This window comes from Pseudomonas sp. Emmai, assembly GCF_055179735.1.
Window position 1 is genome coordinate 3,560,013 of record NZ_CM143685.1, and the last position, 26,228, is coordinate 3,586,240.

The following is a 26,228-nucleotide window of genomic DNA, read 5'->3' on the forward strand; positions in this document are numbered from 1 at the left end:
ACGGGTTTACGCGCACGGCTTGGCAATCAACGAAACCAGTTCGTCCGCGCCAATTCAATCACCTCATCCCCACGCCCACTCATCACGGCTTTAAGCATGTACAGGCTGAACCCCTTGGCCTGCTCCAGCTTGATAGTCGGTGGCATGGCCAGTTCCTGGGTCGCGGTAATCACATCCACTAACACCGGCCCGTCATGCGCCAGCGCCCGGCGCAACGCCGGCTCCAGGTCTTCCGACTCTTCAACGCGAATCCCGAGGATGCCCATGGCGTTGGCCATCGCCGCAAAGTCCGGGTTGTGCAGGTCGGTGCCGGTATCGAGCATCCCGGCGGACTTCATTTCCATCGCGACGAAGCCCAGTGAAGCGTTGTCGTAGACGATGATCTTCACCGGCAATTTCAACTGCGCCAGGGAAATGAAATCCCCCATCAACATGCTGAAACCACCGTCGCCCGACAACGAAATCACCTGCCGGTCCGGGGACGTCGCTTGGGCGCCAATGGCCTGGGGCATGGCGTTGGCCATCGAGCCGTGGTTGAACGAACCGAGCAACCGGCGCTTGCCGTTCATTTTCAGGTAGCGGGCAGCCCACACGGTTGGCGTGCCGACGTCGGCGGTGAAGATCGCATCGTCATCCGCCAGTTCGCTGAGCAGGCGGGTGAGGTATTGCGGGTGAATCGGCCGGCCTGGCGCGGAGGGCTGGGCCAGGTCATCAAGGCCTTGGCGCGCTTTCTTGTAGTGTTCGAGGGACGATTCCAGAAAGCTGCGATCACCGCGATAGGGCAGGCGCGGCAGCAGCGCGGCGAGGGTTTCGCCGACATCGGCGGCGATGCCCAGGTCCAGGGTGGTCCGGCGGCCGAGGGCTTCGGGGTTGTGGTCGATCTGAATGATGGTGGCGTCGGTGGGGTAGAACTGGCGATACGGGAAGTCGGTGCCGAGCAGCACCAAGGTGTCGCAGTTGAGCATCGCGTGATACCCGGAGCTGAAGCCGATCAGCCCGGTCATGCCGACGTCGAACGGGTTGTCCCACTCCACGTGTTCCTTGCCGCGCAAGGCATGCACCACCGGCGCGCCGAGGGCATCGGCCAGCGCCACCACTTGATCATGAGCCCCGGCGCAACCGGCACCGCACATCAGGGTCACGGCTTTGCTTTGGCTCAGCAGTTCAACGAGGCGATCCAGATCCTGCGGCGCGGGCAGGGTGCGCGGCTTGGAAAGGGCCGGCCACGGCTTGAGGTTGTCTTCGACTTCCTGCAACGCCACGTCACCGGGAATCACCACCACCGCGACGCCGCGATTGAGGATCGCGCTGCGCATCGCCCGGTGCAGCACCTGCGGCATCTGCGCCGGGTTGCTGACCAGTTCGACGAAGTGGCTGCACTCCTTGAACAGCTCCTGCGGGTGGGTTTCCTGAAAGTAGTTGAGGCCGACTTCCGACGACGGAATCTGCGCCGCAATCGCCAGCACCGGCACATGGTTGCGGTGGCAGTCGAACAGCCCGTTGATCAAGTGCAGATTGCCCGGCCCGCAACTGCCGGCGCACACCGCCAGCTCTCCGGTGACAGCTGCCTCGGCCCCGGCGGCAAACGCCGCGACCTCTTCGTGGCGCACGTGCATCCACTCGATGCTGTCCATGGTGCGCAGCGCTTCGGTCAAACCGTTGAGGCTGTCGCCGGTCAGGCCCCAGATGCGCTTGACGCCGGCCTGCTCAAGGGTGGTTGCCAGTTGCTGGGCAAGGGTGATTTTCGCCATGGGGTGCTCCAGTGATCGATGAGTTGTCCTTGGGATAGAAAAAGGGACAACTCAACGGCTGGCATGACTCCCGGGGATTTGTGAAGACTCGTTTACTTGGCCATGGCCTGTTTGTATTGGCGGGTGCGTTTGGCGATGTACAGCTGATCGCGGATCAACGCCCACAGCGCCGAGACTTGCGGTCGGGGCTGGTGGCCGCGGCTCAGGCGATGCATCTGGAACTTGACCACCGCCATGGTCGCCAGCGCCGCCAGGGGTTTGCGCTTCCAGTGGATCGGCGGCAGTTGAGGATGGCTGTTCTTGCCTTCGCGCCAGTGCTTGACCAGGTGCGGCTCAACCGCCATCGCGGTGCCGATCCCGGCCATGGCGATGCCGCTGTCGAGCACGTGTTCGACGATGGCCAAGCGACGAATGCCGCCGGTCACCATCACCGGCATGCGCGCCACGCTGGCCAGTTCGCCGGCCATCTCCAGGAAGTAGGCTTCGCGGGCCAGGGTGCGGCCGTCCCGGGCTTCGCCTTGCATGGCCGGGGCTTCGTAGCTGCCGCCGGACAATTCGAGCAAGTCGATCTGCTGCTCGTTGAGCCACTGGATCACTTGCCTGGCGTCGTGCGCATCGAAGCCGCCGCGTTGGAAGTCCGCTGAGTTGAGTTTCACTGAGACGCAGAATTTTGGCGACACGGTTTTACGTACGGCACTGACCACCTCAAGCAGCAGCCGCGCGCGATTTTCCAGAGAGCCGCCCCATTGATCGGTGCGGCGATTGGTCAGTGGCGACAGGAATTGGCTGAGCAAATAACCGTGGGCCGCGTGAATCTGCACGCCAGTGAACCCGGCCTTCTCCGCGAGGGCCGCGCTGGTGGCGAAGCGTTGAATCACTTCATGGATATCGCTTTCGGTCATCGGCTTGGGTTCGGCGAACATTTTCGAGAACGAGCCCAGGTCCAGCGCCACCGCTGACGGTGCCCAGGCCTGTTGACCCAGATTGGCCATGGTCTGGCGCCCCGGATGATTGAGCTGCACCCAGAACTGCGCGCCACCGGCCCGGCCAATCGTTGCCCACTGGCGAAAACGTTCAAGGTGTTGCTCGTCTTCCAGCGCCACACCGCCGGGGCCGGTCATGGCGCGACGGTCGATCATCACGTTGCCGGTCAGCAACAACCCGGCTTCACCCCCGGCCCAGGCTTGATACAGACGCAACAGGGCATCGGAAGGCGCCTGTCGGGTATCCGCGAGATTTTCTTCCATCGCGGCTTTGGCGATGCGATTGCCGATGGTCTGGCCGTTGGGCAAATTCAGCGTTTGAAAGGGCGACATGCTTGACTCCTCATCAGTGATGGGTGGAGGCTAAGCTTAAAGTTAACTTTAATGTCAAGCAGGCAAATGAGGTCGGGATGAAGATTGGTGAATTGGCGGAGTTAAGTGGCTTCAACCCGTCGCGTATTCGGTTCTACGAGGCCCAGGGTCTGATCCAGAAAGTCGAGCGCCGGGCCAACGGCTACCGGCATTACCCCGAACAGGTGTTGCAGACGCTGTACCTGATCCAGTGCGCCCAGCAGGCCGGGTTCAGCCTGGAAGAGTTGAAGCAGTTGATGCCGGACACCGCCACCGGTGAATTCAAGCACGACGAACTGCTGGCGGGGCTGACGCGCAAAGTCGAGCAGATCGAAGAAATGCAGCAACACCTGGCGCAGAGCAAGGCGAAGCTGCTGGCGGTGATCGTCGACATCCAGGCGAAACCCGAAGGCATGGGCTGCGACGCGAATGCCGAGCGGGTGCTGGCGTCCTTCAAACAGCCGCGCTGATCGCCCCAGATCCCCTGTGGGAGCGGGCTTGCTCGCGAAAGCGGTGGGCCAGCCAACATCCCTGTTGAATGTGAAACCGCCTTCGCGAGCAAGCTTTGCTCCTACAAGGGGATCGTCGTACACAATATCTGTGTTCACCACCGCCCCCCTGTAGGAGCGAGGCTGATCTGGTCAAGTAATCCCGGACACCCATTACGGTGTTTTAGGCCGCCTTTTGCTCCATAGCTACTGGCGATAGGTAGTCGTTGTAGCTGTGGAGCCTTGTGCGGTTGTAGTACAAGAAGAAGCGCCGCATGTCGGTTTTTGCTTCTTCAACTTCACGATAGCCGTCGCGGGGGACCCATTCTGATTTCAGGGTGCTGAAAAACCGCTCGGTTGGAGCATTGTCCCAGCACTGCCCACGATGACTCATGCTTTGCACGATGCCGTGGCGCATCAGTTCTTCTTGAAACTTGCGACTGGTGTACTGACAGCCCTGATCCGAATGAAACATCAGTCCAGGTGCACACTTTCTTATCTCTGTCGCCATGCGCAGCGCCTTGCTGACCAGGTTGGCGTCATTGATCAAAGAAAATGCCCACCCAATCGCTCGGCGCGCAAACAAATCGATCACGATGGCCAGATGAACCCAACGTTTGCCCACCTTCAGGCTGGTAACGTCACCACACCAGACCTGATTGACCGCAGCCGGCTTGAAATTGCGTTTGAGCAGATTGGGCGCGACAAATGCTTCGACTCCTTTGGATCTGAAGGGATGAGGCTGACGTTGTTTGCTGACAATGTTGGCCTCTACCATCAACGCTCTGACGAGGCTTCGTCCTGCCGTTATGTTTTGGATCTTCAGATTCTTGCTGATCATTCTGGACCCCATGGCTTCCCGACTTTCACGGTGCAATTCAACCACTTTCCCTTTGAGCTCTTCGCGTCTGATCCTTGGCTTGGTGCGTCGCTGCATCCACTCATAAAAGCTGCTGCGCTTCACATCGAAAACGCGGCACAGGACTGCGGTCGGAAATGACTCTCTTAGCTCCGCGATCATCGAAAACGATCGGGGTCCGACATCAAGAGAGCGGTAGCCTTTTTTAAGATATCGGCTTCCATTTCCATGCGTTTGATCTTGGCTTTCAGTTCCTGAATCTGGCGCTGCTCTTCCGTAATGGCCTTGGTGCCTTGAACCGGTTGCCCCTTTTGCTCTTTGCGAACCTGATCCACCCAGCGCCGTAACGCCGTGGCACTAATGTCCAGCGAGGCACAGACCTCCTGCACTGAACAGTTGTCATCAATCACCATGCTGGCCGCACGCTGTTTGAACTCGCGGGAAAAGACTCTTCTTTCTTTCATGGAACCTCCAAATTGGGCGAAATCATATCGCCCTTAAGAGGTGTCCGGAATTATTAGACCAGTTCAGGCTTGCCCGCGAAGAGGCCCTGATAGTCAACGCAATGTCATCACTGGTGAGCAACGGTCCCCGATACATGGTTTGAGGGGACTGGAATCGGATTACGCATCAACGTGCCCACCACCAGCGCCCCCAGCAGCGCCAAAAACCCCGCGACCACTAGCAACAAACTGAAACCACCAACGAACGCTTGCCGGGCCAACGGTTCGACAACGCCACGCGCGGTGTCCGGCAGCAGGCCCAACGCCGCGGTCATGTCCCCAGCCACCACCCGCGAGGCAATGCCCCGGGTCTGCTCAACCCATTGCCCGGACAAGCCATTACGCAACAACAACTCGGTATGACTGGCCAGCAACGCGCCGTACACGCCGATGGCGAGCATGATCGCGCTGAAGCGCATAGTGGTGCTCATGCCTGAGGCCATGCCGGCGCGGTCGCGGGGCACGCAGGCCATGATGTTTTTCTGGGTATCACCATTGAGCAACCCGGCCCCGGCGCCGGTCACCGCAATGGCCAGGGCGAACGGCAAATAGCCGCCGCTGTTGACCGCCCAGGCGCTGAGCAGGTTGCCGCCGCCGACCAGCGTCAGGCCCGCAGCCATCAAAGTCGCGGGGGCAAAACGGCTCGCCAGCCGTGCGCCGATGCGCGGGCAGATCAGCATCGTCAACGCGAATGGCAGCATCCCCAGTCCCGAGGCGATGGCCGAGAACCCCAAGCCGTTTTGCAGGTAGAACGGCAGCAGCGTCATCATCACTTGGGCACAACCGGCGTAGGCGAACATCCCCAGCAGCGCGCCGATAAAGCGCGGGTGCTTGAACAATTGCAGGTCGACCATGGGCCGCTGCTGCATGCGCTCGATCAGCACAAACAGCCCGAGCAACAAGGCGCCGCCGATTAGCCGGGCATAGGTCATGGGAGTGTTCCAGCCGATGCGATTGGCTTCGATCAGGCCCCAGATCAGGCACAGCAAACTCGCACTGAAGGCCAGGCTGCCCCACGGGTCGAGACGCGCGGACTGGGTGTCCCGGGATTCCGGCACGTTGCGCCAGACCAACGCCATCAGCAACGCACCCACCGGCAGGTTGAGGTAGAAAATCCAGCGCCAGCCGATGTATTCGGTGATCAAACCACCCAACGTTGGCGCGGCGGTCATCGCCACACCCATGCACGCGCCCCAGAACGCCCAGGCCTTGGCCCGTTCGACTTCGTCGTGAAAGGTGTGGCCAATCGAGGCCAGCGCCGATGTCAGCAACAACGCGGCGCCAACGCCTTTGATCGCGCGGGCGATGTCCAGGAACAACGCGCTCGGCGCCGCGCCGCAACCGAGGGAAGCCAGGATGAAAAGGCCCAGGCCCCAGAGCAGGGTTTTCTGTCGGCCGAAGCGGTCGGCGATGCTCCCCGCCGGCAGCAACAGCGCGGCGAAGGCCAGCATGTAGGCGCTGACCACCCATTCGATGTCGGCAAAATTGGCGCCCAGGTCCCGGGCGATGGTCGGCAACGTGACGGCGACGATGTTGGTGTCGAGGACGATCAGCGAGCACACCCCGGAGGCGGTCAGCAGCGTCAAGCGTGGGCTGACCTTGCTCATGATCGGATTGCCTTTTGAGTAAGGGGTTTGACGTGCATGGTTTTAGCTCTCTACTGTGGGCCGTGTCGAAAGCTTATCCCGCTGGCTGCGTTGCTTTGTTAGCTGCCAGTCGGGACTTCATTACCTTTGAGCTAATGCACCATGGATATACGTCATTTCCGCTACTTCCTGGCCGTTGCCCGGCAGCGCAATTTCACCCGTGCGGCTGAGCAACTGGGCATTGCCCCGCCGACCCTGAGTCGACAAATTCAGGACATGGAAACCGAACTCGGCACGCGGCTGTTCCTGCGCCAGCAACGGGAAGTCAGCCTGACCGAGGCCGGCGCGGCGCTGGTGATCGAGGCCGAAGCCACTGTGCGCCAATTCGAGTACGCCCAACGCAACGCCCAGCGCGCCGGACGCGGTGATATCGGCCATATCGAACTGGGTTACGTGGCCTCGGCGGTGTATTCGGGGTTGCTGCAAAAACAGGTGCAGGCCTTTATTCGCGAGTGCCCGGACGTCAGCCTGAATGTGCGGGAAAGCCCAATGGCAGCGTTGCCGGGCATGGTGATCGAGGGCCGGTTCGACATCGGTTACGTGCGCTCGCCGATGACCTTGCCCGAAGGGCTGGAGGCGATTCGGCTCGATGCGGAAGGCTTTGTGCTGGCGCTGTCGAGTGAGTCCTGGCTGTGCCACTTGCCGCAGATCAGCCCGGCGCATCTGCAAAACGAAACGTTTATCCTGCCGGAGCAAATCAACGGTACGTTGCAGGTCGCTGCTGAGGGCGGATTCGCGCCTGTTTTAGGGCCCCAACCCGGTGGGTTGGTGGCGGTGATTGCGCTGGTGTCGCTGGGGCAGGGCGTGGCGGTGGTACCGGAATCGGTGGTCGGGCATGTGGGATTGCCGGGGGTGGTGTATCGGGAAATTGAAGGGGGCGAGGCGAGTTCGTGGTTGTCTCTGATTTATCGGCGGTTTGAGCGGTCGGCGGCGGTGGTCAGGTATATCGAGCACATGAAGAGAGGGCGTTAAAAGCGAAAAGATCGCAGCCTTCGGCAGTTCCTGCGTGCCTGTGGGCGTCGCCGAAGGCTGCGCTCTTTTGATCTCTCTACAGATCTTGTAATGATTTCCCGCTGTGGGGATTGTGACTTTCACCTGTACGCTCCAAGTCCTTTTTTCCACTCAGGACCTGCATGAACACCCTCCCGGAGCCCCCCAGTCAGCCCTCCATCTCGCGCCTTCGCGCAACCCTGACGCACGTCAAACACCCGGTTTTCCGACCTCTATCTCTTTCTGCATCTACGCACCCACGGCCCTCGCGCCGCACCTTGCCGTGCCCGGCATTCTGAATTCGCTGAAGAGATCGAGACATTTTTATGGAATGGATAGCTGACCCCACCGCCTGGCTGGGCTTGTTGACGTTGATCGTGCTGGAACTGGTGCTGGGCATCGACAACCTGGTGTTTATCGCGATCCTGGCGGACAAGCTGCCGCCGCATCAGCGCGACCGGGCGCGGATCATCGGTTTGTCCCTGGCGCTGCTGATGCGCCTGGGCCTGCTGGCCAGTATTTCCTGGCTGGTGACCCTGACCCAGCCGCTGTTCGAGGTGTTCGACAAGAGCTTCTCGGGGCGTGACCTGATCATGCTGTTCGGCGGTGTGTTCCTGTTGTTCAAGGCCACCATGGAGTTGCACGAACGACTCGAAGGCCATGTCGGCCAGCGCACGGGCAATGCGGCTTATGCGATGTTCTGGCCAATCGTGGCGCAGATCGTGGTGCTCGACGCGGTGTTCTCCCTGGATGCGGTGATTACCGCCGTGGGCATGGTCGACGAGCTGGCGGTGATGATGATCGCGGTGATCATCTCCATCGGCCTGATGATCGTCGCCAGCAAGCCGCTGACCCGTTTCGTCAACGAACACCCGACGGTGATCATGCTGTGCCTGGGCTTCCTGATGATGATCGGTTTCGCCCTGACTGCCGAGGGCCTGGGCTTCCACATTCCCAAGGGGTACCTGTACGCGGCCATCGGCTTCTCGATCCTGATCGAAGTGTTCAACCAGATCGCCCGCGCCCGGCGCAAGCGCTCCATGCAAGGTCTGAAGCCAATGCGTGAGCGCACGGCCCATGCGGTGATGCGTTTGCTGGGCGGTCGCACGTTGGCGGTGGAAGAAGTCGGCGAAGAGATTGCCGACCTGCTGGACAACGGTGCAGCGCCGAATGAAGTGCTGTTCGACCGCCGTGAGCGGGTGATGATCAGCGGTGTGCTGCAACTGGCCGAGCGGCCGATTCGTACCCTGATGACGGTGCGGGCTGACGTCGACCATATCGATCTGGCCGACGATGCCGAGACCATTCGTACACGCTTGATGCATTCGTCCTACTCACGCCTGCCGCTGATTCGCAATGGCGCGGTGGATGAGCCATTGGGCTTCGTGCACAAAAAGGAACTGCTCAAGGACTATCTGGCCGGCAATGAGCCCGATCTCCAAGACCTGGCGCGCACGACCATCAACGTGCTCGACAGCTACTCGATCCTCAATGCCCTGGAGCAGATGCGCAAAGCCTCGACCCACATCGCCTTTGTGGTCAATGAATTCGGCGACTTCGTCGGTGTGTTGACCATGACCGACATCCTCGAATCCATCGCCGGCGAATTGCCGGACGCCAGCGAAATCGAAGGCCCGGACGTGGTGCAAGAGCAGGGCGGGTTCATGGTCAGCGGCGCGTTGAGCCTGACGCGGGTGCGTCAGTTGACCGGCTTCAGTGCCGAACCCACCGAGGATTACCAGACCCTGGCCGGGTGGGTGATGAGCGTGCTGGATCGCCTGCCGATCATGGGTGACCGGCATGAGTTGGACGGCTGGACCATGACGGTGGTGGCGGTCGAGGAGCGGCGGGTAGTGCGGGTGTTGTTGGTGCGCAGCGGCGGGTAACGCTGCGCAGGGCGCGCCACTCAAGCCCCGATCAACGTCCGTGCCCGCGCCACCGTGCACAAGCGCCGCAAGGTTCGACGCAACCACGCCAAGTCGTGGCTCGGTTTTCGGGCCACGACTTTGGGTTGCACCTTGCCAATGTGCGCCGCGAAATCGGCGGCCAGCGTTTCCTCGGTCCCAATTCCCTTGAGCTTTTTCAGCAGCTTCCCGTCCTTGTAAAACAATACGGTCGGGGTGCCGGTCACGTTCGGATGCCGGGGCGATTCGCTGGTATTCAACATGTAAATATCTGCCCGATGCCGAAACGACTCGGCAATCGCCCGAAACACTGGCCCGGCGTATTCACACGCGGGGCAGTGCTCATTACCGAAGTACAGAATCACCGGCCGCCAGGTCTTCAGGGCTTTGCGGTAGGTCGGGGCCAAGGCCGTTTGAGGGGTGGTCGAAGTCATTGAAGTCTCCTTTTCACAACGATCAGTGAAGGCTTGTTGACGGTAAAGGAGGGGGGCGGGCGGGTCTACTGTCAGAAATTACAGGTGGGGATTTCCTACGCTGATACGGATATGTCTCGCCGGGTTGCAGGACCGGCCTGACAGCAAACGCGGAAATGCAGAAAGGTGTGAGGTGGTATTTTTCTCGTTCTTCAATCTGAAAATGTGGAGTCCAAGATCAAACCGCAAATCAGGAAGTTCGTAACAAACATCGTTGAACTGAAAAAAGCGCCAGGTGCAGGCGCCGTTGGTGGTGACCTGTTTATAGGCAGCAACGAACCGGTAAAAGAATGCGGCGCGTTGATGACGCACCAAGAAGATCTCGAATTGATCGCGCTCTGTCATGAACGGAAGAATGATCCGACCATAAAGGTTTCAATTGAAAACCTATGAGCTGACATTTCCTGTACATGCACCGAATCAGTTCACGCAGGCCCAATGTGAACCAACTACCCGCCCACGTGTGGCCCTCGGTAGCGCTCCCTCATCCGTGCGTTTGGTAACGCCTTTTCTCCTCTTTCGCACATCCCTTTGATTCAAAACACATTTCAATCTCCGCAACATCACCCCTACAGCCTATGGCACACTTTCTGCTGTCTATTCCGTTGTTACACACCTATATCCGGTATAACGGAATACACAACACTCTGGAGTGCTTGCCATGCATCGCCGACCTTCCTTGTTCAAAGCGTGTGTTTTTCTCTTTGCGGCTACGGCTGCTGCCATGGGCGTTGCCCAGGCGGCGGACAGTAAGCTCGACAGCGTGCTGGCCCGTGGCAAGTTGGTCGTGGGTACAGGCAGTACCAACGCGCCGTGGCATTTCCAGGGAGCGGACGGCAAGTTGCAGGGGTTTGATATCGATATCGGGCACATGATCGCCAAGGGTTTGTTCAACGACCCGAGCAAGGTCGAGTACGTGGTGCAGTCCTCCGATGCGCGGATTCCGAACCTGCTGACGGACAAGGTCGACATCAGTTGCCAGTTCATCACCGTCACCGCCAGCCGTGCGCAGCAGGTTGCGTTCACCCTGCCGTACTACCGCGAAGGTGTCGGCCTGCTGCTGCCGGCCAACAGCAAGTACAAGGAAATCGAAGACCTGAAAGCCGCCGGCGACAGCGTGACCGTGGCCGTGCTGCAGAACGTGTATGCCGAAGAGTTGGTGCATCAGGCGCTGCCTAAAGCCAAGGTCGATCAGTACGACAGCGTCGACCTGATGTACCAGGCCGTGAACTCCGGCCGTGCCGACACCGCTGCCACCGACCAGTCCTCGGTCAAGTACCTGATGGTGCAGAACCCTGGCCGCTATCGCAGCCCGACCTACGCCTGGAGCCCGCAAACCTACGCGTGCGCGGTCAAGCGCGGCGATCAGGATTGGCTGAACTTCGTCAACACCGTGCTGCATGAAGCCATGACCGGCGTCGAGTTTCCGACCTACGCGGCGTCGTTCAAGCAGTGGTTCGGCGTCGATCTGCCGACCCCAGCTATCGGTTTCCCCGTCGAATTCAAATGAAAACTGCTGCGCTCGGAAATACTGCGTTGAAAACAGACTCGAAATGCTCATTGGCTAAAGCCAACTCCGCTTTCTCGCCTGTTTTCGCCTTGTCTTTCCTTCGCTCGCGACGTTTCCATTTCTTGAGGATGAGCGGGGCGGCTATGAAGGCGCCCCGTTCAAGGTACTACTGACCATGAACTATCAGTTGAACTTTGCCGCCGTGTGGCGCGATTTTCCCAGTTTGCTGGCGGGGCTCGGTCTGGGCCTGGAGCTGGCGCTGGTGTCGATCGCCATCGGTTGCGTGATCGGCCTGATGATGGCGTTTGCTTTGTTGTCCAAGCATCGCGCGTTGCGGGTGCTGGCGTCGGTGTACGTGACGGTGATCCGTAACACGCCGATTCTGGTGTTGATTCTGTTGATCTACTTCGCCTTGCCGAGCCTGGGGATTCGCCTGGACAAGATCCCCTCGTTCATCATCACCCTGTCGCTGTATGCCGGGGCGTACCTGACCGAAGTGTTCCGTGGCGGGCTGTTGAGCATTCCCAAAGGGCAACGCGAAGCCGGGCTGGCGATTGGCTTGGGCGAGTGGCAGGTCAAGGCCTACGTCACCGTGCCGGTGATGCTGCGCAATGTGCTGCCGGCGCTGTCGAACAACTTCATTTCGCTGTTCAAGGACACCTCCCTGGCGGCCGCGATCGCGGTGCCGGAGCTGACCTATTACGCGCGCAAGATCAATGTCGAGAGCTACCGGGTGATTGAAACCTGGATGGTGACCACTGCGCTCTATGTTGCGGCTTGTTACCTCATTGCCATGATCCTGCGTTATCTCGAGCAGCGTCTGGCGATCCGCCGATAGGAGCCTCCCATGTACGAATCCCCTAGTTGGTTGCATGAGTTGTGGGTGGCGCGGGAAGTGCTCTGGCAGGGCTTTCTGGTCACGGTGCAGTGCTCGGCCCTGGCGATTTTGCTCGGTACGTTGATCGGCATCGTCGCCGGACTGGTGCTGACCTACGGCAATGTCTGGATGCGCGCACCGTTTCGTTTCTACGTCGACCTGATCCGCGGCACGCCGGTGTTTGTGCTGGTGCTGGCCTGCTTCTACATGGCGCCGGCGCTGGGCTGGCAGATCAGTGCGTTTCAGGCGGGTGCCTTGGGCCTGACGCTGTTTTGCGGCTCCCATGTCGCCGAAATCGTGCGCGGGGCACTGCAAGCCTTGCCACGCGGGCAGATGGAAGCGAGCAAGGCGATTGGCCTGACGTTTTATCAGTCCCTGGGTTACGTGTTGTTGCCCCAGGCGCTGCGGCAGATCCTGCCGACCTGGGTCAACTCGTCCACCGAAATCGTCAAGGCCTCGACCTTGCTCTCGGTGATCGGCGTCGCCGAGTTGCTGCTCAGCACGCAACAGATCATCGCCCGGACCTTCATGACCCTGGAGTTCTACCTGTTCGCCGGTTTCCTCTTTTTCGTCATCAACTACGCCATCGAATTACTCGGCCGGCACATTGAAAAGCGGGTGGCTTTGCCATGACTCAGACTTCTGTTGCACCTAACGGCCAGGCCTTGCTGGACATTCGCGGCCTGCACAAACAATACGGCAAGCTTGAAGTGCTCAAGGGCGTCGACCTGACCATGCAGCGCGGCAACGTGGTCACGCTGATCGGCTCCAGCGGCTCGGGCAAGACCACGCTGCTGCGTTGCGTGAACATGCTCGAAGAATTCCAGGGCGGGCAGATCCTGCTCGACGGCGAATCCATTGGCTATGACGAGGTCAACGGCAAACGCGTGCGCCATGCCGAAAAGGTCATTGCCCGGCATCGTGCGATGACCGGCATGGCGTTCCAGCAATTCAACCTGTTCCCGCACCTCACCGCGTTGCAGAACGTCACCCTGGGTTTGCTCAAGGTCAAGAAGCTGCACAAGGATGAAGCCGTGGCGCTGGCCGAGAAATGGCTGGAGCGCGTGGGCCTGTATGAACGGCGGGATCACTATCCCGGTCAGTTGTCCGGTGGTCAGCAACAGCGGGTGGCGATTGCCCGGGCGATTGCGATGAACCCGAGCCTGATGCTGTTCGACGAAGTCACCTCGGCCCTCGACCCGGAACTGGTCGGCGAAGTGCTGAACGTGATCAAGGGCCTGGCCGACGAAGGCATGACCATGTTGCTGGTGACCCACGAAATGCGCTTTGCCTTCGAAGTCTCGGACAAGATTGTCTTCATGAACCAGGGGCGGATCGAAGAGCAGGGGCCGCCCAAGGAATTGTTTGAACACCCGAAATCGCCACGCTTGGCGGAATTTCTCAAGAACACCCGTTTCTGATTTTTTCAGAAGTATTTTTTAAGCAGGAGAAACACTCATGAGCATTACTCGTTACGGCACCGGCAGCACCGCCGGTGGCGGCCAGCCTCGTCCTTTCGCCCGCGCCGTTGAAGCCGATGGCTGGCTGCACGTGTCCGGCCAGGTGCCGGCGCTGAATGGCGAAATCATCGTGGGCGGCATCGTCGAGCAGACCCACCAGACCATGAAAAACCTGATCGCGATCCTCGAAGAAGCCGGTTATGGCCTCGAAGACGTGGTGCGCGCCGGCGTGTGGCTGGAAGACCCACGGGACTTCTGGAGCTTCAACAAGGTGTTCTCCGAGTACTTCAAAAGCGAACACGCCCCGGCCCGGGCCTGTGTGCAGGCGAACATGATGGTTGATTGCAAGGTTGAGATTGACTGCATTGCTTACAAGAAAAAGGCCTGAGATTGGCGGTGACTGCTTCGCGGGCAAGCCTCGCTCCTACAGGGTATGTGATCGTTCCTACACTCCGCGTGGGTATGCCGCCTGGGACGCTCCGCGTTCCGCTTCGGATGTGACGCAGAGCGTGGGAACGATCATTAGCGTTAAACTCCCGGCACTTTGAATGGGAACCTGAAACATGACCGAAGACACCATCAAGCGCCGGGCTCGCGGTCTGGACCGGGCGTTCGATATTCTCGATTTCCTCAAGGAAATCGGCCAACCGCTGCGCCCGAACGAAATTGCCAGCGGCATCGGCAGCCCGAAATCCACGGTCTACGAACTGGTGGCCTCGCTGCTGGAGCGGCGCATTCTCGAACCCGTGGGCAAGGACGGTCACGTCTACCTGGGCCGTCAGCTGTATTTCCTCGGCCAGGCGCACTTGCGCCATTTCGACCTGACCCGCGAGGCCGATCACGCCTTGCAGGAAATCGTCAGCCAGACCCACGAAACCGCGCAGATGTGCCTGCTCAACGGGCGCAAGTACACCGTGGCACTGATGAAAGAGGGCGAGCGGCATTTCCGCATTTCCTCGGACATCGGCGAAAACGCACCGATTCCCTGGACCGCGTCCGGGCGCCTGTTGCTGTCGCATTTGAGCGATCAGTCCATCATCGACCTGATCGACCACGACGACTTCATCCTGCCCAACGGCGAACGCCTGCCGCTGGAGCAGTTTCTCCAGGAAATCCGTCAGGCCGGTATCGACGGCTTTTTCTCGTTTGATAGCGTCGCCGACACCTTCACCCATTGCTTCGCCGCTCCGGTCAAAGACCCCAACGGCGTGGCCATTGCGACCCTGTGCATCGTCGCTCCACGGGCCGATGCCAAGAACAACTACAACGACTATCGCCGGGTGCTGATCGACAGCGCCAACAACCTGGCCCGGCGTATCAACGAATAACCGCGGCTGCTGGCGGCCGCGAATGTAAGGAGTTGGATCATGTCTTCTGCTGCCGTAGAAAAAGGCTTTGCGCAAACCGGCGCGCACCTGGTGCGTGACGTCAGCCTGCCGGCGCTGGTGCTGCACCGTGAAGCGCTGGAACACAACATCCGCTGGATGCAGGCGTTCGTCAGCAACAGCGGCGCGGAACTGGCGCCCCACGGCAAGACCAGCATGACCCCGGCGCTGTTTCGTCGCCAACTGGATGCCGGCGCCTGGGGCATCACCCTGGCCAGCGCCACCCAGACCCGCGCGGGTTACGCCCATGGCGTGCGCCGGGTGCTGATGGCCAACCAACTGGTGGGCACGCCGAATATGGCGCTGATCGCTGATTTACTGGCCGACTCGACCTTCGATTTCCATTGCATGGTCGATCACCCGGACAACGTCGCCGACCTCGGCGCGTACTTCGCTTCTCGCGGCGTGCGTTTGAACGTGATGATCGAATACGGCGTGGTCGGTGGCCGTTGCGGCTGCCGCACCGAGCAGGAAGTCATCGAACTGGCCAAGGCCATCGCCGCGCAACCCGCACTGGCGTTGACCGGGATCGAAGGTTACGAAGGCGTGATCCACGGCGATCACGCTGAGACGGGCATCCGCGAATTCGCCGCGTCCCTGGTGCGCCTGGCGGTGCAGTTGCAGGACAGCGGCGCGTTCGCGATTCCAAAACCGATCATCACCGCGTCGGGCTCGGCCTGGTACGACCTGATCGCCGAATCCTTCGAAGCCCAGAACGCCGGCGGACGTTTCCTCAGCGTGCTGCGCCCCGGCAGTTACGTGGCCCACGACCACGGCATCTACAAAGAAGCGCAATGCTGCGTGCTCGATCGCCGCAGCGACCTGCACGAAGGCCTGCGCCCGGCGCTGGAAGTCTGGGCCCATGTGCAATCGTTGCCGGAACCGGGCTTTGCAGTGATCGCCCTCGGTAAACGCGACGTGGCGTATGACGCCGGTTTGCCGGTGCCATTGTTGCGTTACAAGGCGGGCGTAATTCCGGCGATTGGCGACGATGTGAGCGAGTGCAAAGTGACGGCGGTGATGGACCAGCATGCGTTCATGACCGTGGCGCCGGGCGTTGAATTGCGGGTCGGGGACATCATTTCGTTTGGCACTTCCCACCCGTGCCTGACCTTCGATAAATGGCGCACCGGGTGTCTGGTGGATGAGCAGTTGCAGGTGATTGAAACCATGGAAACCTGTTTCTAACCCCTAATTGATCGTTCCCACGCTCTGCGTGGGAATGCCTCACTGGACGCTCCGCGTCCGCTTCGGCATGTGATGCGGAGCGTCACGGGCTGCATTCCCACGCAGAGCGTGGGAACGATCAACACCAGAGAACCCTAAATCCATGAACACCATCAGCACCCTGGGGCCCAACACCCCGCGCATCGCCCTGATCGGCGAGTGCATGATCGAGCTCCAGCAGCGCGCCGACGGCAGCCTGCAACAAAGCTTCGGTGGCGACACCCTGAACACCGCCGTCTACTTGTCCCGGGAACTGGGGGGCGGTGGCACGGTGGATTACGTCACGGCGCTGGGCGATGACAGCTTCAGCGATGCCATGTGCCAGAGTTGGGCCGCCGAAAACATCGGCCTGGACCTGGTCCAGCGCTTGCCCGGTCGTTTACCAGGTTTGTACTGCATCCAGACCGACGCCGCCGGCGAGCGTCGCTTCCTGTACTGGCGCAACGAAGCGGCCGTGCGCAGCTGCTTCACCACCCCGGCGGCCGCGCCGGTCCTGGCGGCGTTGCCGGATTACGACGTGCTGTATTTCAGCGGTATCACCCTGGCGGTGCTCGGTGAGCAAGGTCGGGAAAAGTTGCTGGAAACCCTGATTGAAGCCCGGCAGCGGGACGCGCGGATCGTCTTCGACAACAACTATCGACCGCGTTTGTGGGCATCGGTGGAAGAGGCGAGGGTGGCGTATCACAGCGTATTGCCGTACGTGGATCTGGCACTGCTAACCGTGGATGACGAACAGGCGCTGTTTCATTTTTCCGATTGCGATGCCGTGTTTGAGGCGTATGCGCAGATCGGCACGCCGGAAGTGGTGCTCAAGCGTGGCGCCGAGGCTTGCCTGATTCGTTGCGGCGGGGAGTCATTCGAAGTGCCGGCGCAAAAGGTCGAGCGCGTGGTGGACACCACGGCCGCGGGGGATTCGTTCAGCGCGGCGTATCTCGCCAGTCGGCTCAAGGGCGGAAGCCCGGTTGAAGCGGCGCAGGCGGGGCATCGGTTGGCAAGCCAAGTCATTCAAGTGCCGGGAGCACTCATTCCCAAAACTTGAAATGCAGTCCTGTGGCGAGGGAGCTTGCTCCCGCTCGGCTGCGCAGCAGCCGCAACCCCTGCACACGCGGTGCACCAGACAAATCCGGGGGGCAGGTTTTGGGGCGGCTTCGCCACCCAGCGGGAGCAAGCTCCCTCGCCACAAAGGGCCTCAAGCCACCCCATCAATCCCGATAAAACACCTGCACCAGGTGATACCCGAACTTGCTCTTGATCGGCCCATGCACCACCCGCAGCGGTTTCTTGAAAATCACCGCATCAATCACCCCGACCATCTGCCCCGGCCGCACTTCACCCAAGTCGCCGCCACGCTTGCCGGACGGGCAGGTGGAGTACTTTTTGGCCAGCACATCGAAGGCTTCGCCCTTGGCGATGCGTTGTTTGAGCTGCTCGGCTTCTTCCGAGGTTTTCACCAGAATATGGCGGGCTTGAGCTTTCATTGAGGCAGACCTTGTAACGGTGATGACAAACGGGCGCGGGATTATGCCTTAACTCACTCCGGTTGGCCGATCATCGTGCGAATCTTGTTGGCCAACAGGTCGATGGAAAACGGTTTGGCCACCATGTCCATGCCTTCTTCGAGGAAGCCCTGGCGTTCGGCGGCTTTCTCCGCATAACCGGTCATGAACAGCACTTTGAGGTCCGGGCGATGCTGACGGGCGATTTCCGCCAATTGCCGACCGTTCATTCCCGGTAACCCGACATCGGTCACCAACAGATCCACGCGCAAATCGGATTCGAGCAAGGGCAGGGCGGCCCGGGCGTCTTCGGCTTCGTGGGCGTGATAGCCCAGCTCATTGAGCAAATCGAGCACCAGCATGCGCACCGCCGGATCGTCTTCCACCAGTACCACGGTTTCCCCGGCAATCGCCGAGGGCGCTTCGCCGGTGACTGGCAGCAAAGTGTCCTGAGGCGCGCCAAGGTGCAATCGTGGCAAGTACAGGCGCACGCACGTGCCCTGGTCCGGCACGCTGTCGAGGCTGACATGCCCGCCGGATTGCTGGGCAAAACCGTAGATCATCGACAGCCCCAAACCGGTGCCCTGGCCGATGGGTTTGGTGGTGAAGAACGGATCGAACGCCTTGGCCAGCACCGACGGGGTCATGCCGGTGCCGTTGTCGCTGACGGCGATCATCAGATAGTCCCCGGCCTTGGCCGACTCCAGCGGCGTAAGGTCGTTACCGTCGAGGTAGACGTTGGCGGTTTCTATCAGCAACCGGCCGCCATCGGGCATCGCGTCCCGGGCGTTGATCACCAGGTTGAGCAGGGCGTTTTCCAGTTGGCTGAGGTCGGTGCTCACCGGCCACACCTCGTCGGCCAGTTGCAGCACCAGTTCGATATGGTCGCCTTTGGTGCGGCTGAGCAGGTCTTCCAGGGAGTGGATCAGCTCATTGGCGTTCAGCGGTTTGCGGTCCAGGGATTGACGGCGGGAGAACGCCAGCAGCCGGTGAGTCAGGGCCGCCGCGCGTTTGGCCGAGGACACCGCCGCTTCAGTGAAACGCCCGATCTCGGCGGCACGGCCATCGGCGATGTAGCGTTGCATCAGGTCAAGGCTGCCGATGATCCCGGTGAGCATGTTGTTGAAGTCATGGGCGATGCCGCCGGTGAGTTGGCCCACCGCTTCCATTTTCTGCGCATGGCGCAACGCATCTTCGGCACGCTCGCGCTCAAACATCTCGTTTTGCAGGCGCTGGTTGGCTTCGGCCAGTTGCTGGGTGCGGGCGATCACCCGCTCTTCGAGGGTTTCATTGAGGTTGCGCAGGGCTTCCTCAGTCTGTTTGCGCTCGGTTTCATCGATCACGAAGATGTAGAAACCGTTGACCGCGCCGTCCGCACCGTGGCGCGGCAGGTAATTCATCAGGGCGCTGCGGATGCTGCCGTCACGGTGCGCGGCGTCGATGCTGAACGAACAGGGCTTGCCGGTCAGCGCCTCGGCGATGTAGTGGGCGCGCAAGGCGTAGGCTTCGTCGCCGAGCACTTCCTGGATGGTCCGGCCGAACAGTTCCTGGGGCGTCAGGCCGTACCAGTCGAGGTACGCGGCGTTGTTCAGGCGAAAGCGTTCTTCGCGGTCGACGTAGCTGATCAGGATCGGCATCGCGTTGATGATCAGTTGCAGCTCGGTCTGACTCTGGCGCAGGGCTTGTTCGGTGTGTTTGCGTTCGGTCAGGTCCAGGGCGGCGCCGAGAAAACGCATTGGCCGGCCATGGTGATCCTTGTAGCAGCGGCCCCGGGCAAACACCCAGCGCAGTTCGCCGTCGGGTTGCAGCAGGCGGTATTCCTCGGCGTACTCGGTGCCGTGGGTGATGCAGTGCTTGATGCTGCGCGCCACCATGCCCCGGTCTTCCGGGTGTACGCCGTGCAGGTACTCGCTGATAGGTAATTGGCTGGCCATCGTCGGGTCAACCCCGTGCAGTTGCGCAAAGTGCGCGTCGGCGATGAAGCGGTCTTCGCCGATGTCCCAGTCCCAAGTGCCGACCGCGTCGGTGGCGGCCAGGGCCAGTTGCAGGCGTTGTTCGGTTTCGTGCTGGGCCTTGAGGCTGGCGGCGGAGCGCTGTTCGAGTTCGAGGGCGATGCGTCGCCGTTCGTTGGTTTCGATGGCGGTGACCAGGATCCCGGCGACCTCGGCGTTTTCATCGCGGATCGGGCTGTAGGTCAAATCCAGCCAGAAGTCGGAATCGCGTCCGTCGCGTTGTAGGGTAAAGCGCTGTTCGCTGTAGGTCCGCACCTGTCCTTGTAGGACGGCGCTGTAGATCGGGTCGGTAAAGTCTTTTAATTCAGGCCATATCTGGTGCGTGGGCTGTCCGAAAGCGTGCGGATGCTTGTGGCCGGACAGCAAGGCGAAGCCGTCGTTGTAGATCTGCGTGAGCTGTGGCCCCCACAGCAGGAGCATGGGCATCGGCGAATGAATCACGATGTCCACCGCGGTGCGCAGGCTCTGCGGCCAGGTACTGGCGGCGCCCAGGGGGCTGCGGCTCCAGTCCAGTCGGGCGATCAGGGCCTGGGCATCGCTGCCGGTCGGTGATGCGTTCATCAAGATGTCCTGCACGTCAGTCGGTGTGGCTACGTCTACTATCCTTGCAGGGCGGTAGTCGCTGGATGACCCGAGGCGTCATGCTGTCGGGTCATATTTGCTCATTGAATGCTTCGCGGGTGCTTTTTGCCATGGAAATCGATTTATTGTTGCGGCAACTGGCCAGCCAGGAGGGCTCCGATCTGTACCTTTCCACCGGTGCGCCACCCAGCGCGCGGTTCGACGGTGTGCTCAAAGCCCTGTCCGATCAGCGGTTCAAACCGGGGGAAATCGCCGCCATCGCCGAATCCATCATGGACGCCGAACAGCGGCTGGAGTTCGATCGGGATTTGGAAATGAACCTGGCCATCTCCCTGGCCGGGGTCGGGCGTTTTAGGGTCAATATCTTCAAACAGCGCAACGACGTGTCGATCGTGGCGCGCAACATCAAGCTCGACATCCCGCGTTTCGAAGACCTCAACTTGCCGGCGGTGCTGCTGGAAACGGTGATGCTCAAGCAGGGCCTGATGCTGTTTGTCGGTGCCACCGGCTCGGGCAAGTCCACGTCCCTGGCGGCCCTGATCGATTACCGCAACCGCCACAGCAGTGGCCATATCATCACCATCGAAGACCCGGTGGAGTATATCCATCGGCACAAAAAGTCGATCATCAACCAGCGGGAGGTCGGCGTTGATACCCGAAGTTTTCATGCCGCGTTGAAAAACACCCTGCGCCAGGCGCCGGATGTGGTGCTGATCGGCGAAATTCGCGACCGCGAGACCATGGAGCACGCCCTGGCCTTTGCCGATACCGGCCATCTGGTCATCTCCACCTTGCATGCCCACAACGCCAACCAGGCGCTGGACCGCATCATCAACTTCTTCCCGCAAGAGCGCCGGGAACAACTGCTGCATGACCTGGGCAACAACCTCAAGGCGTTCGTGTCCCAACGGCTGGTGCGCACCCTGGATGGGCAGCGGCGGGCGGCGGTGGAGGTGATGCTGGGGACGCCGACCATTGGCGACCTGATCCGGCGCAATGAGTTTGATGAGGCGAAAGGGATCATGGAGAAGTCGGCGGAACTGGGGATGCAGACGTTTGACGGGGCGCTGTATGGGTTGGTCGTGGAGGGGGCGATCAGCGAGGATGAGGCGTTGAAGCATGCCGACTCGGTGAATAATTTGCGGTTGCGGCTGAAGCTGCACGCCGATACATCGCCCAAAACCCAGCCACCGCCCGGTGAATGGGGCCTCATGGACTAACACCAGCCCCTACGGGGGCTTGGGTTCAGTCATTGAGTTCGGGGCGATTGCGAAATTGCTCCAACGCCTCGGGATTGGCCAGTGCATCAGTGTTTTTCACGGGTTGTCCGTGCACCACATTCCTCACCGCCAACTCCACAATCTTGCCGCTGATCGTCCGAGGAATATCGCTGACCGCGACGATCTTCGCCGGCACATGCCGGGGCGTGGTGTTGGCGCGGATGACCTGGCGAATCTGCTGTTGCAGGGTCTCATCGAGCGTGACGCCGTCCGTGAGGCGCACAAACAGCACCACCCGCACGTCATCCTGCCATTGCTGGCCGATGGCGACGCTGTCCAGCACCTGCGGCACTTTCTCCACCTGGCGATAAATCTCCGCCGTGCCAATGCGCACGCCGCCGGGGTTGAGCACCGCGTCGGAGCGACCGTGAATCATCATCGCGCCGTGGTGCAGCTGTTCGGCGTAGTCGCCCTGGGCCCAGACCCCGGGAAAAAGGCTGAAATAGGATTTGCGCAGCTGTTCGCCGTCCGGGTCATGCCACAGGCCGACGGGCATCGCCGGGAAGTGGCGAGTGCAGACCAGCTCACCTTTCTCGCCGATCACCGGTTGGCCGGCGTCATTCCAGACCTCGACCGCCATGCCCAGGCTTTTGCCCATGATCTCGCCACGGCGGACCGGCGACAGCGGATTGCCATTGACGAAGCACGAAACGATATCAGTGCCGCCGGACATCGAGGCCAGGCACACGTCCGCCTTGAGGTCGCGATAGACAAAATCGTAGCTCTGCGGTGACAGCGCCGAGCCGGTGCAGAGCAGGGTTTGCAGGCTGCTCAGATCGTGACTCTGTCGCGGTTTCAATCCACTGCTTTCCAGGGTCGCGAGGAACTTGGGGCTGGTGCCGAAGACGTTGATGCGCTCGTCGTCGATCAGGTCGATCAAGCGCTCTGGGCCGGGGTGGAACGGTGAGCCGTCGTACAGCACCACGGCACTGCCGACCGCCAGGGCCGAGACCAGCCAGTTCCACATCATCCAGCCGCAGGTGGTGTAGTAGAACAAGCGGCTGCCGGGGCCGAGATCGCCATGCAGCCCATGCTCCTTGGCGTGTTGCAACAACACGCCGCCGGTGCTGTGGATGATGCATTTGGGCACGCCGGTGGTGCCGCTGGAGTAGAGGATGTACAGCGGATGGGCGAACGGCACGGGGACAAAATCCGGTTCGCCGCCGATGTCGTAAAAATCGTCCCAGAGCGTGACGTTGGCCTGGGTGTGGAATTCGTCGATGTGCGTATGGGGGCGGGCGTAAGGCACGACGATCAACTGCTCCAGAGTGGGCAACTGTTGGAGGATTTCGTTGACCTTGGCGCGCTGGTCGATCTCTTTGCCGGCGTAGCGATAACCGGCGCAGGTGATCAGCACTTTGGGTTCGATCTGGCCGAAACGGTCGATCACCCCTTGGGTGCCGAAGTCCGGCGAGGAACAGGACCAGATCGCCCCGAGGCTGGTGGTCGCGAGCATCGCCACCAGGGTTTGCCAGGTGTTGGGCATGCACGCCGCCACCCGGTCACCCACACCGACTCCGGCGGCTTTCAAGCTGTTTTGGAGGCCGGCGACATGGCTGGCCAGTTCGGCCCAGGTCAGTTGTTCACGCTGACCGTTTTCAGCCACCGCGACCACTGCCACGGCATCGTCGCGACGGCGCAGCAGGTGCTCGGCAAAGTTCAGGGTCGCGCCGGGGAACCACTCGGCACTGGGCATGTGCGGGCCTTCGCGCAGCACGGCGTCGGGCTGGTCGTGGAAGCGGATATCGAAGCAATCGACGATCGCCTGCCAGAAGGCTTCCCGCTGATCGATGGACCATTGGTGCAGGGCAGGGTAGTCGTCGATCTTGAGGTGATGGCGCTGATTGACGAAGCGCCGAAAGGCCTCCATGCGGGTCTTGCCGATGCGCTGGGCGCTGGGTTGCCAGAGGATGTCGGACATGGCTTGCCTCTCTTTTAGTCAGATCGTTCCCACGCTCTGCGTGGGAATGCAGCCCGGGACGCTCCGCGTCCCAAAATCGGACGCAGAGCGTCCATTGAGGCATTCCCACGCAGAGCGTGGGAACGATCCGGGTGGCGGATTACTGGGCCAACCACCCACCATCAATATTCCACGCCGCGCCCCGCACCTGGCTGCCGGCCTCGCTGCACAAGAACAGCACCAGCTCACCCAGTTGCGGCGGGGTCACGAATTCCAGGGACGGCTGCTTCTCGGCCAACAAATCATGCTGCGCCTGTTGCGGGTCAATCCCGGTGGCGGCGCGATCGTCAATCTGCTTCTGCACCAGCGGCGTCAACACCCAGCCCGGGCAAATGGCGTTGCAGGTCACCTGGGTGGTCGCAGTTTCCAGACCGACTACCTTGGTCAAGCCGATCACTCCATGCTTGGCCGCCACATAAGCGGCTTTGCCTACCGACCCCACCTGGCCATGAACCGAGGCGATGTTGATGATCCGCCCCCAATTCTTTGCACGCATACGCGGCAGGCACAGCCGGGTGCTGTGAAACACCGAGGACAAATTGATCGCGATAATCGAATCCCAGCGCTCCAGCGGAAAGTCTTCCACCGCCGCCACATGCTGGATCCCGGCGTTGTTCACCAGAATGTCGACGCCGCCGAACTCGCGCTCGGCGTAGGCGATCATCTCGGCGATGTCCTCGGGTTTGCTGACGTCCGCCGGGTGATGCCCGACCTTGCCGCCAAATTGCTGGACTTCGGCAATCACCTTCGCGGCATCGCCGAATCCGTTGAGCACCACGTTGGCGCCGGCCTTGGCCAGGCTGAGGGCGATGCCCAGGCCGATGCCGCTGGTGGAGCCGGTGACCAATGCGGTCTTGCCAGTCAGATTCGTCATGAATACCTCACACAATGCCAGTGGCGTAGAAAGTGCCGATCACCACAAAAACCGCCAGGGTCTTGATCAGCGTAATACAGAAAATGTCTTTGTAGGCTTCGCGGTGGGTCAGGCCGGTGACCGCGAGCAGGGTAATCACTGCGCCGTTGTGCGGCAGGGTGTCCATGCCGCCGCTGGCCATCGCCGCCACCCGGTGCAGCACTTCCAGCGGAATGTTTGCGGCGTGGGCGGCGGCGATGAAGTCATTGGCCATCGCCGCGAGGGCGATGCTCATGCCGCCCGAGGCGGAACCGGTGATACCGGCCAGCAGCGTCACAGTAATCGCTTCGTTGACCAGCGGGTTGGGAATGCTTTTCAGCCAGTCGGCCAGCACCAGGAAGCCCGGCAACGAGGCGATCACCGCACCAAACCCGTATTCCGACGCGGTGTTCATCGCCGCCAGCAGTGCACCGCTGACTGCACTTTTACTGCCTTCGGCCAGTTTGCTTTTGATCGCGCGGAAACCGAACGCCAGCACCATGAGGATGCCGATCAGCAGTGCCGCTTGAACCGCCCAGATGGCGGTGAGCTTGGCGATTTCGGTGGTCACCGGCGTGGCCATGCCCGGCAGCGCGAGGCTGTGGGTCTTGCCGTACCACTGCGGGATCCACTGGGTGAACAGCAGGTTCATGACGCCCACCGCCAGCAGTGGCGACAGGGCGATCCACGGGTTCGGCAGCTTGATGTCTTCGGCGGTTTCCGGCTCGTTGCGCAGCTCGGTGCCGTAACCTTCACCGGCGCGCTGAGCCTTGTTGCGTTGGCGCTGGAGGAACAGCATGCCGGTGCAGAATACGAAAATCGTCCCGATCAAACCCAGCCACGGCGCCGCCCAGGCGGTGGTGTTGAAGAAGGTGCTGGGGATGATGTTCTGGATTTGCGGGGTGCCGGGCAGGGCGTCCATGGTGAAGGAAAACGCGCCGAGGGCGATGGTCGCCGGGATCAGGCGTTTTGGGATATTGCTCTGGCGGAACATCTCGGCGGCAAACGGATACACCGCGAACACCACCACAAACAGCGACACGCCGCCGTAGGTCAGCAGCGCGCAGACCAGCACGATCACCAGCATCGCCTGGCGGGTGCCGAGCAGTTTGATCGCGGCCGCCACAATGGAGCGCGAAAAGCCCGACAACTCAATCAGCTTGCCGAACACTGCACCGAGCAGGAACACCGGGAAATACAGTTTGATGAAGCCGACCATTTTCTCCATGAACACCCCGGTAAACGCAGGGGCGACGGCGGAAGGGTCGGTGAGCAGGACGGCGCCGAGGGCGGCAATCGGGGCAAAGAGGATAACGCTGTAGCCACGGTAAGCAGCCAGCATCAACAGCGCGAGGGCTGCCAAGGCAATGATCACACTCATGGGTGTGTCTCTCCTGAATTGTTATTTTTGTAAGGTGGATCTTTTGTGGAGGAGGGCTTTAGCGGGAATCGTGCCAGGTGGTTAAGGTGTTGAAATATAAGGGGATATTGGTTTTACCTGGTGATGTTTTCAGACTTTTGTCTCTGTTTTGAGATGTATGGTGATCTGGCGGGCGCTTTCGCGGGCAAGCCTCGCTCCTACAAGTGCGAGGTGTAGGC

The 26,228-nt window shown here is 61.0% G+C and carries 24 protein-coding genes; 13 read left to right on the forward strand and 11 right to left on the reverse strand.

What is annotated here, in order from left to right; all coding sequences use genetic code 11:
• Nucleotides 1-26: 26 nt before the first annotated feature.
• Nucleotides 27-1,751, reverse strand: coding sequence for a ubiquinone-dependent pyruvate dehydrogenase (poxB, locus tag ACY4LX_RS16295; protein WP_463260553.1), 1,725 nt, complete (start codon nucleotides 1,749-1,751; stop codon nucleotides 27-29).
• A 92-nt stretch (nucleotides 1,752-1,843) separates the two neighbouring features.
• Nucleotides 1,844-3,067 (reverse strand): NADH:flavin oxidoreductase/NADH oxidase family protein, encoded by a 1,224-nt coding sequence (locus ACY4LX_RS16300; RefSeq protein WP_463260554.1) that lies wholly within the window; start codon nucleotides 3,065-3,067, stop codon nucleotides 1,844-1,846.
• A gap of 77 nt (nucleotides 3,068-3,144) precedes the next feature.
• On the opposite strand from ACY4LX_RS16300, the gene ACY4LX_RS16305 reads away from it, so the two are divergent.
• Nucleotides 3,145-3,555: a MerR family transcriptional regulator gene (locus ACY4LX_RS16305; RefSeq protein ID WP_463257044.1), complete on the forward strand. Its 411-nt coding sequence runs from the start codon at nucleotides 3,145-3,147 to the stop codon at nucleotides 3,553-3,555.
• A gap of 202 nt (nucleotides 3,556-3,757) precedes the next feature.
• On the opposite strand, the gene ACY4LX_RS16310 is transcribed toward ACY4LX_RS16305, so the two are convergent.
• The 3 genes from ACY4LX_RS16310 to ACY4LX_RS16320 all read right to left on the reverse strand — a co-directional run bounded on the left by ACY4LX_RS16310 (nucleotide 3,758) and on the right by ACY4LX_RS16320 (nucleotide 6,542).
• Entirely contained in the window at nucleotides 3,758-4,594 is an 837-nt protein-coding gene (locus ACY4LX_RS16310) for an IS3 family transposase (protein WP_463257045.1), read from the reverse strand.
• Nucleotides 4,591-4,896 carry a transposase gene (locus ACY4LX_RS16315; RefSeq protein WP_463257046.1) on the reverse strand — a complete coding sequence of 102 codons (306 nt, stop codon included), beginning with the start codon at nucleotides 4,894-4,896 and terminating at the stop codon, nucleotides 4,591-4,593. Before ACY4LX_RS16315 ends, ACY4LX_RS16310 begins: the two co-directional genes overlap by 4 nt.
• Nucleotides 4,897-5,003: 107 nt before the next feature.
• Nucleotides 5,004-6,542 (reverse strand): MFS transporter, encoded by a 1,539-nt coding sequence (locus tag ACY4LX_RS16320; protein WP_463257047.1) that lies wholly within the window; start codon nucleotides 6,540-6,542, stop codon nucleotides 5,004-5,006.
• 141 nt (nucleotides 6,543-6,683) lie between these two features.
• On the opposite strand from ACY4LX_RS16320, the gene ACY4LX_RS16325 reads away from it, so the two are divergent.
• Nucleotides 6,684-7,553, forward strand: coding sequence for a LysR family transcriptional regulator (locus tag ACY4LX_RS16325; RefSeq protein WP_463257048.1), 870 nt, complete (start codon nucleotides 6,684-6,686; stop codon nucleotides 7,551-7,553).
• Nucleotides 7,554-7,897: 344 nt separating this feature from the next.
• Nucleotides 7,898-9,457: a TerC family protein gene (locus tag ACY4LX_RS16330; protein WP_463257049.1), complete on the forward strand. Its 1,560-nt coding sequence runs from the start codon at nucleotides 7,898-7,900 to the stop codon at nucleotides 9,455-9,457.
• A gap of 20 nt (nucleotides 9,458-9,477) precedes the next feature.
• Here ACY4LX_RS16330 and ACY4LX_RS16335 read toward each other — a convergent pair whose 3' ends face one another.
• On the reverse strand, nucleotides 9,478-9,909 hold the full coding sequence (locus ACY4LX_RS16335; RefSeq protein WP_463257050.1) for a thioredoxin family protein: 432 nt from the start codon (nucleotides 9,907-9,909) through the stop codon (nucleotides 9,478-9,480).
• Nucleotides 9,910-10,113: 204 nt separating this feature from the next.
• On the opposite strand from ACY4LX_RS16335, the gene ACY4LX_RS16340 reads away from it, so the two are divergent.
• The 9 genes from ACY4LX_RS16340 to ACY4LX_RS16380 all read left to right on the forward strand — a co-directional run bounded on the left by ACY4LX_RS16340 (nucleotide 10,114) and on the right by ACY4LX_RS16380 (nucleotide 17,446).
• On the forward strand, nucleotides 10,114-10,341 hold the full coding sequence (locus ACY4LX_RS16340; protein WP_463257051.1) for a plasmid stabilization protein: 228 nt from the start codon (nucleotides 10,114-10,116) through the stop codon (nucleotides 10,339-10,341).
• Between the two features lie 268 nt (nucleotides 10,342-10,609).
• Complete coding sequence (locus ACY4LX_RS16345) at nucleotides 10,610-11,458, forward strand: transporter substrate-binding domain-containing protein (protein WP_149661235.1); 849 nt, start codon at nucleotides 10,610-10,612, stop codon at nucleotides 11,456-11,458.
• A 175-nt stretch (nucleotides 11,459-11,633) separates the two neighbouring features.
• Entirely contained in the window at nucleotides 11,634-12,296 is a 663-nt protein-coding gene (locus ACY4LX_RS16350; protein WP_149661234.1) for an amino acid ABC transporter permease, read from the forward strand.
• Nucleotides 12,297-12,305: 9 nt separating this feature from the next.
• A complete protein-coding gene (locus ACY4LX_RS16355; RefSeq protein ID WP_123596495.1) occupies nucleotides 12,306-12,968 on the forward strand; it encodes an amino acid ABC transporter permease in 663 nt (220 codons plus the stop codon).
• Complete coding sequence (locus tag ACY4LX_RS16360) at nucleotides 12,965-13,756, forward strand: amino acid ABC transporter ATP-binding protein (RefSeq protein WP_123407719.1); 792 nt, start codon at nucleotides 12,965-12,967, stop codon at nucleotides 13,754-13,756. The genes ACY4LX_RS16355 and ACY4LX_RS16360 overlap by 4 nt, the downstream gene beginning before the upstream one ends.
• 37 nt (nucleotides 13,757-13,793) lie before the next feature.
• On the forward strand, nucleotides 13,794-14,183 hold the full coding sequence (locus ACY4LX_RS16365; protein ID WP_133836284.1) for a RidA family protein: 390 nt from the start codon (nucleotides 13,794-13,796) through the stop codon (nucleotides 14,181-14,183).
• A 175-nt stretch (nucleotides 14,184-14,358) separates the two neighbouring features.
• Nucleotides 14,359-15,123 carry an IclR family transcriptional regulator gene (locus ACY4LX_RS16370; protein WP_133836508.1) on the forward strand — a complete coding sequence of 255 codons (765 nt, stop codon included), beginning with the start codon at nucleotides 14,359-14,361 and terminating at the stop codon, nucleotides 15,121-15,123.
• Nucleotides 15,124-15,162: 39 nt separating this feature from the next.
• Nucleotides 15,163-16,368, forward strand: coding sequence for an amino acid deaminase (locus tag ACY4LX_RS16375; protein ID WP_463257052.1), 1,206 nt, complete (start codon nucleotides 15,163-15,165; stop codon nucleotides 16,366-16,368).
• Between the two features lie 142 nt (nucleotides 16,369-16,510).
• Nucleotides 16,511-17,446, forward strand: coding sequence for a sugar kinase (locus ACY4LX_RS16380; protein WP_463257053.1), 936 nt, complete (start codon nucleotides 16,511-16,513; stop codon nucleotides 17,444-17,446).
• A 163-nt stretch (nucleotides 17,447-17,609) separates the two neighbouring features.
• Here the strand turns inward: ACY4LX_RS16380 and ACY4LX_RS16385 are convergent, their stop codons facing one another.
• Nucleotides 17,610-17,909 carry a peptidylprolyl isomerase gene (locus ACY4LX_RS16385; protein WP_256672389.1) on the reverse strand — a complete coding sequence of 100 codons (300 nt, stop codon included), beginning with the start codon at nucleotides 17,907-17,909 and terminating at the stop codon, nucleotides 17,610-17,612.
• A 29-nt stretch (nucleotides 17,910-17,938) separates the two neighbouring features.
• Nucleotides 17,939-20,476 carry a PAS domain-containing hybrid sensor histidine kinase/response regulator gene (locus ACY4LX_RS16390; protein ID WP_463257054.1) on the reverse strand — a complete coding sequence of 846 codons (2,538 nt, stop codon included), beginning with the start codon at nucleotides 20,474-20,476 and terminating at the stop codon, nucleotides 17,939-17,941.
• Nucleotides 20,477-20,607: 131 nt separating this feature from the next.
• Here ACY4LX_RS16390 and ACY4LX_RS16395 point away from each other — a divergent pair, with 131 nt between their 5' ends.
• Nucleotides 20,608-21,717 (forward strand): PilT/PilU family type 4a pilus ATPase, encoded by a 1,110-nt coding sequence (locus ACY4LX_RS16395; RefSeq protein WP_463257055.1) that lies wholly within the window; start codon nucleotides 20,608-20,610, stop codon nucleotides 21,715-21,717.
• A gap of 25 nt (nucleotides 21,718-21,742) precedes the next feature.
• Here the strand turns inward: ACY4LX_RS16395 and ACY4LX_RS16400 are convergent, their stop codons facing one another.
• The 3 genes from ACY4LX_RS16400 to ACY4LX_RS16410 form a co-directional block, all read right to left on the reverse strand.
• Nucleotides 21,743-23,698, reverse strand: a complete 1,956-nt coding sequence (locus ACY4LX_RS16400; protein ID WP_463257056.1) for an acetoacetate--CoA ligase — start codon at nucleotides 23,696-23,698, stop codon at nucleotides 21,743-21,745.
• Between the two features lie 139 nt (nucleotides 23,699-23,837).
• Complete coding sequence (locus tag ACY4LX_RS16405) at nucleotides 23,838-24,611, reverse strand: 3-hydroxybutyrate dehydrogenase (RefSeq protein ID WP_463257057.1); 774 nt, start codon at nucleotides 24,609-24,611, stop codon at nucleotides 23,838-23,840.
• A gap of 7 nt (nucleotides 24,612-24,618) precedes the next feature.
• Entirely contained in the window at nucleotides 24,619-26,010 is a 1,392-nt protein-coding gene (locus tag ACY4LX_RS16410) for a GntP family permease (protein WP_463257058.1), read from the reverse strand.
• Nucleotides 26,011-26,228: the final 218 nt, after the last annotated feature.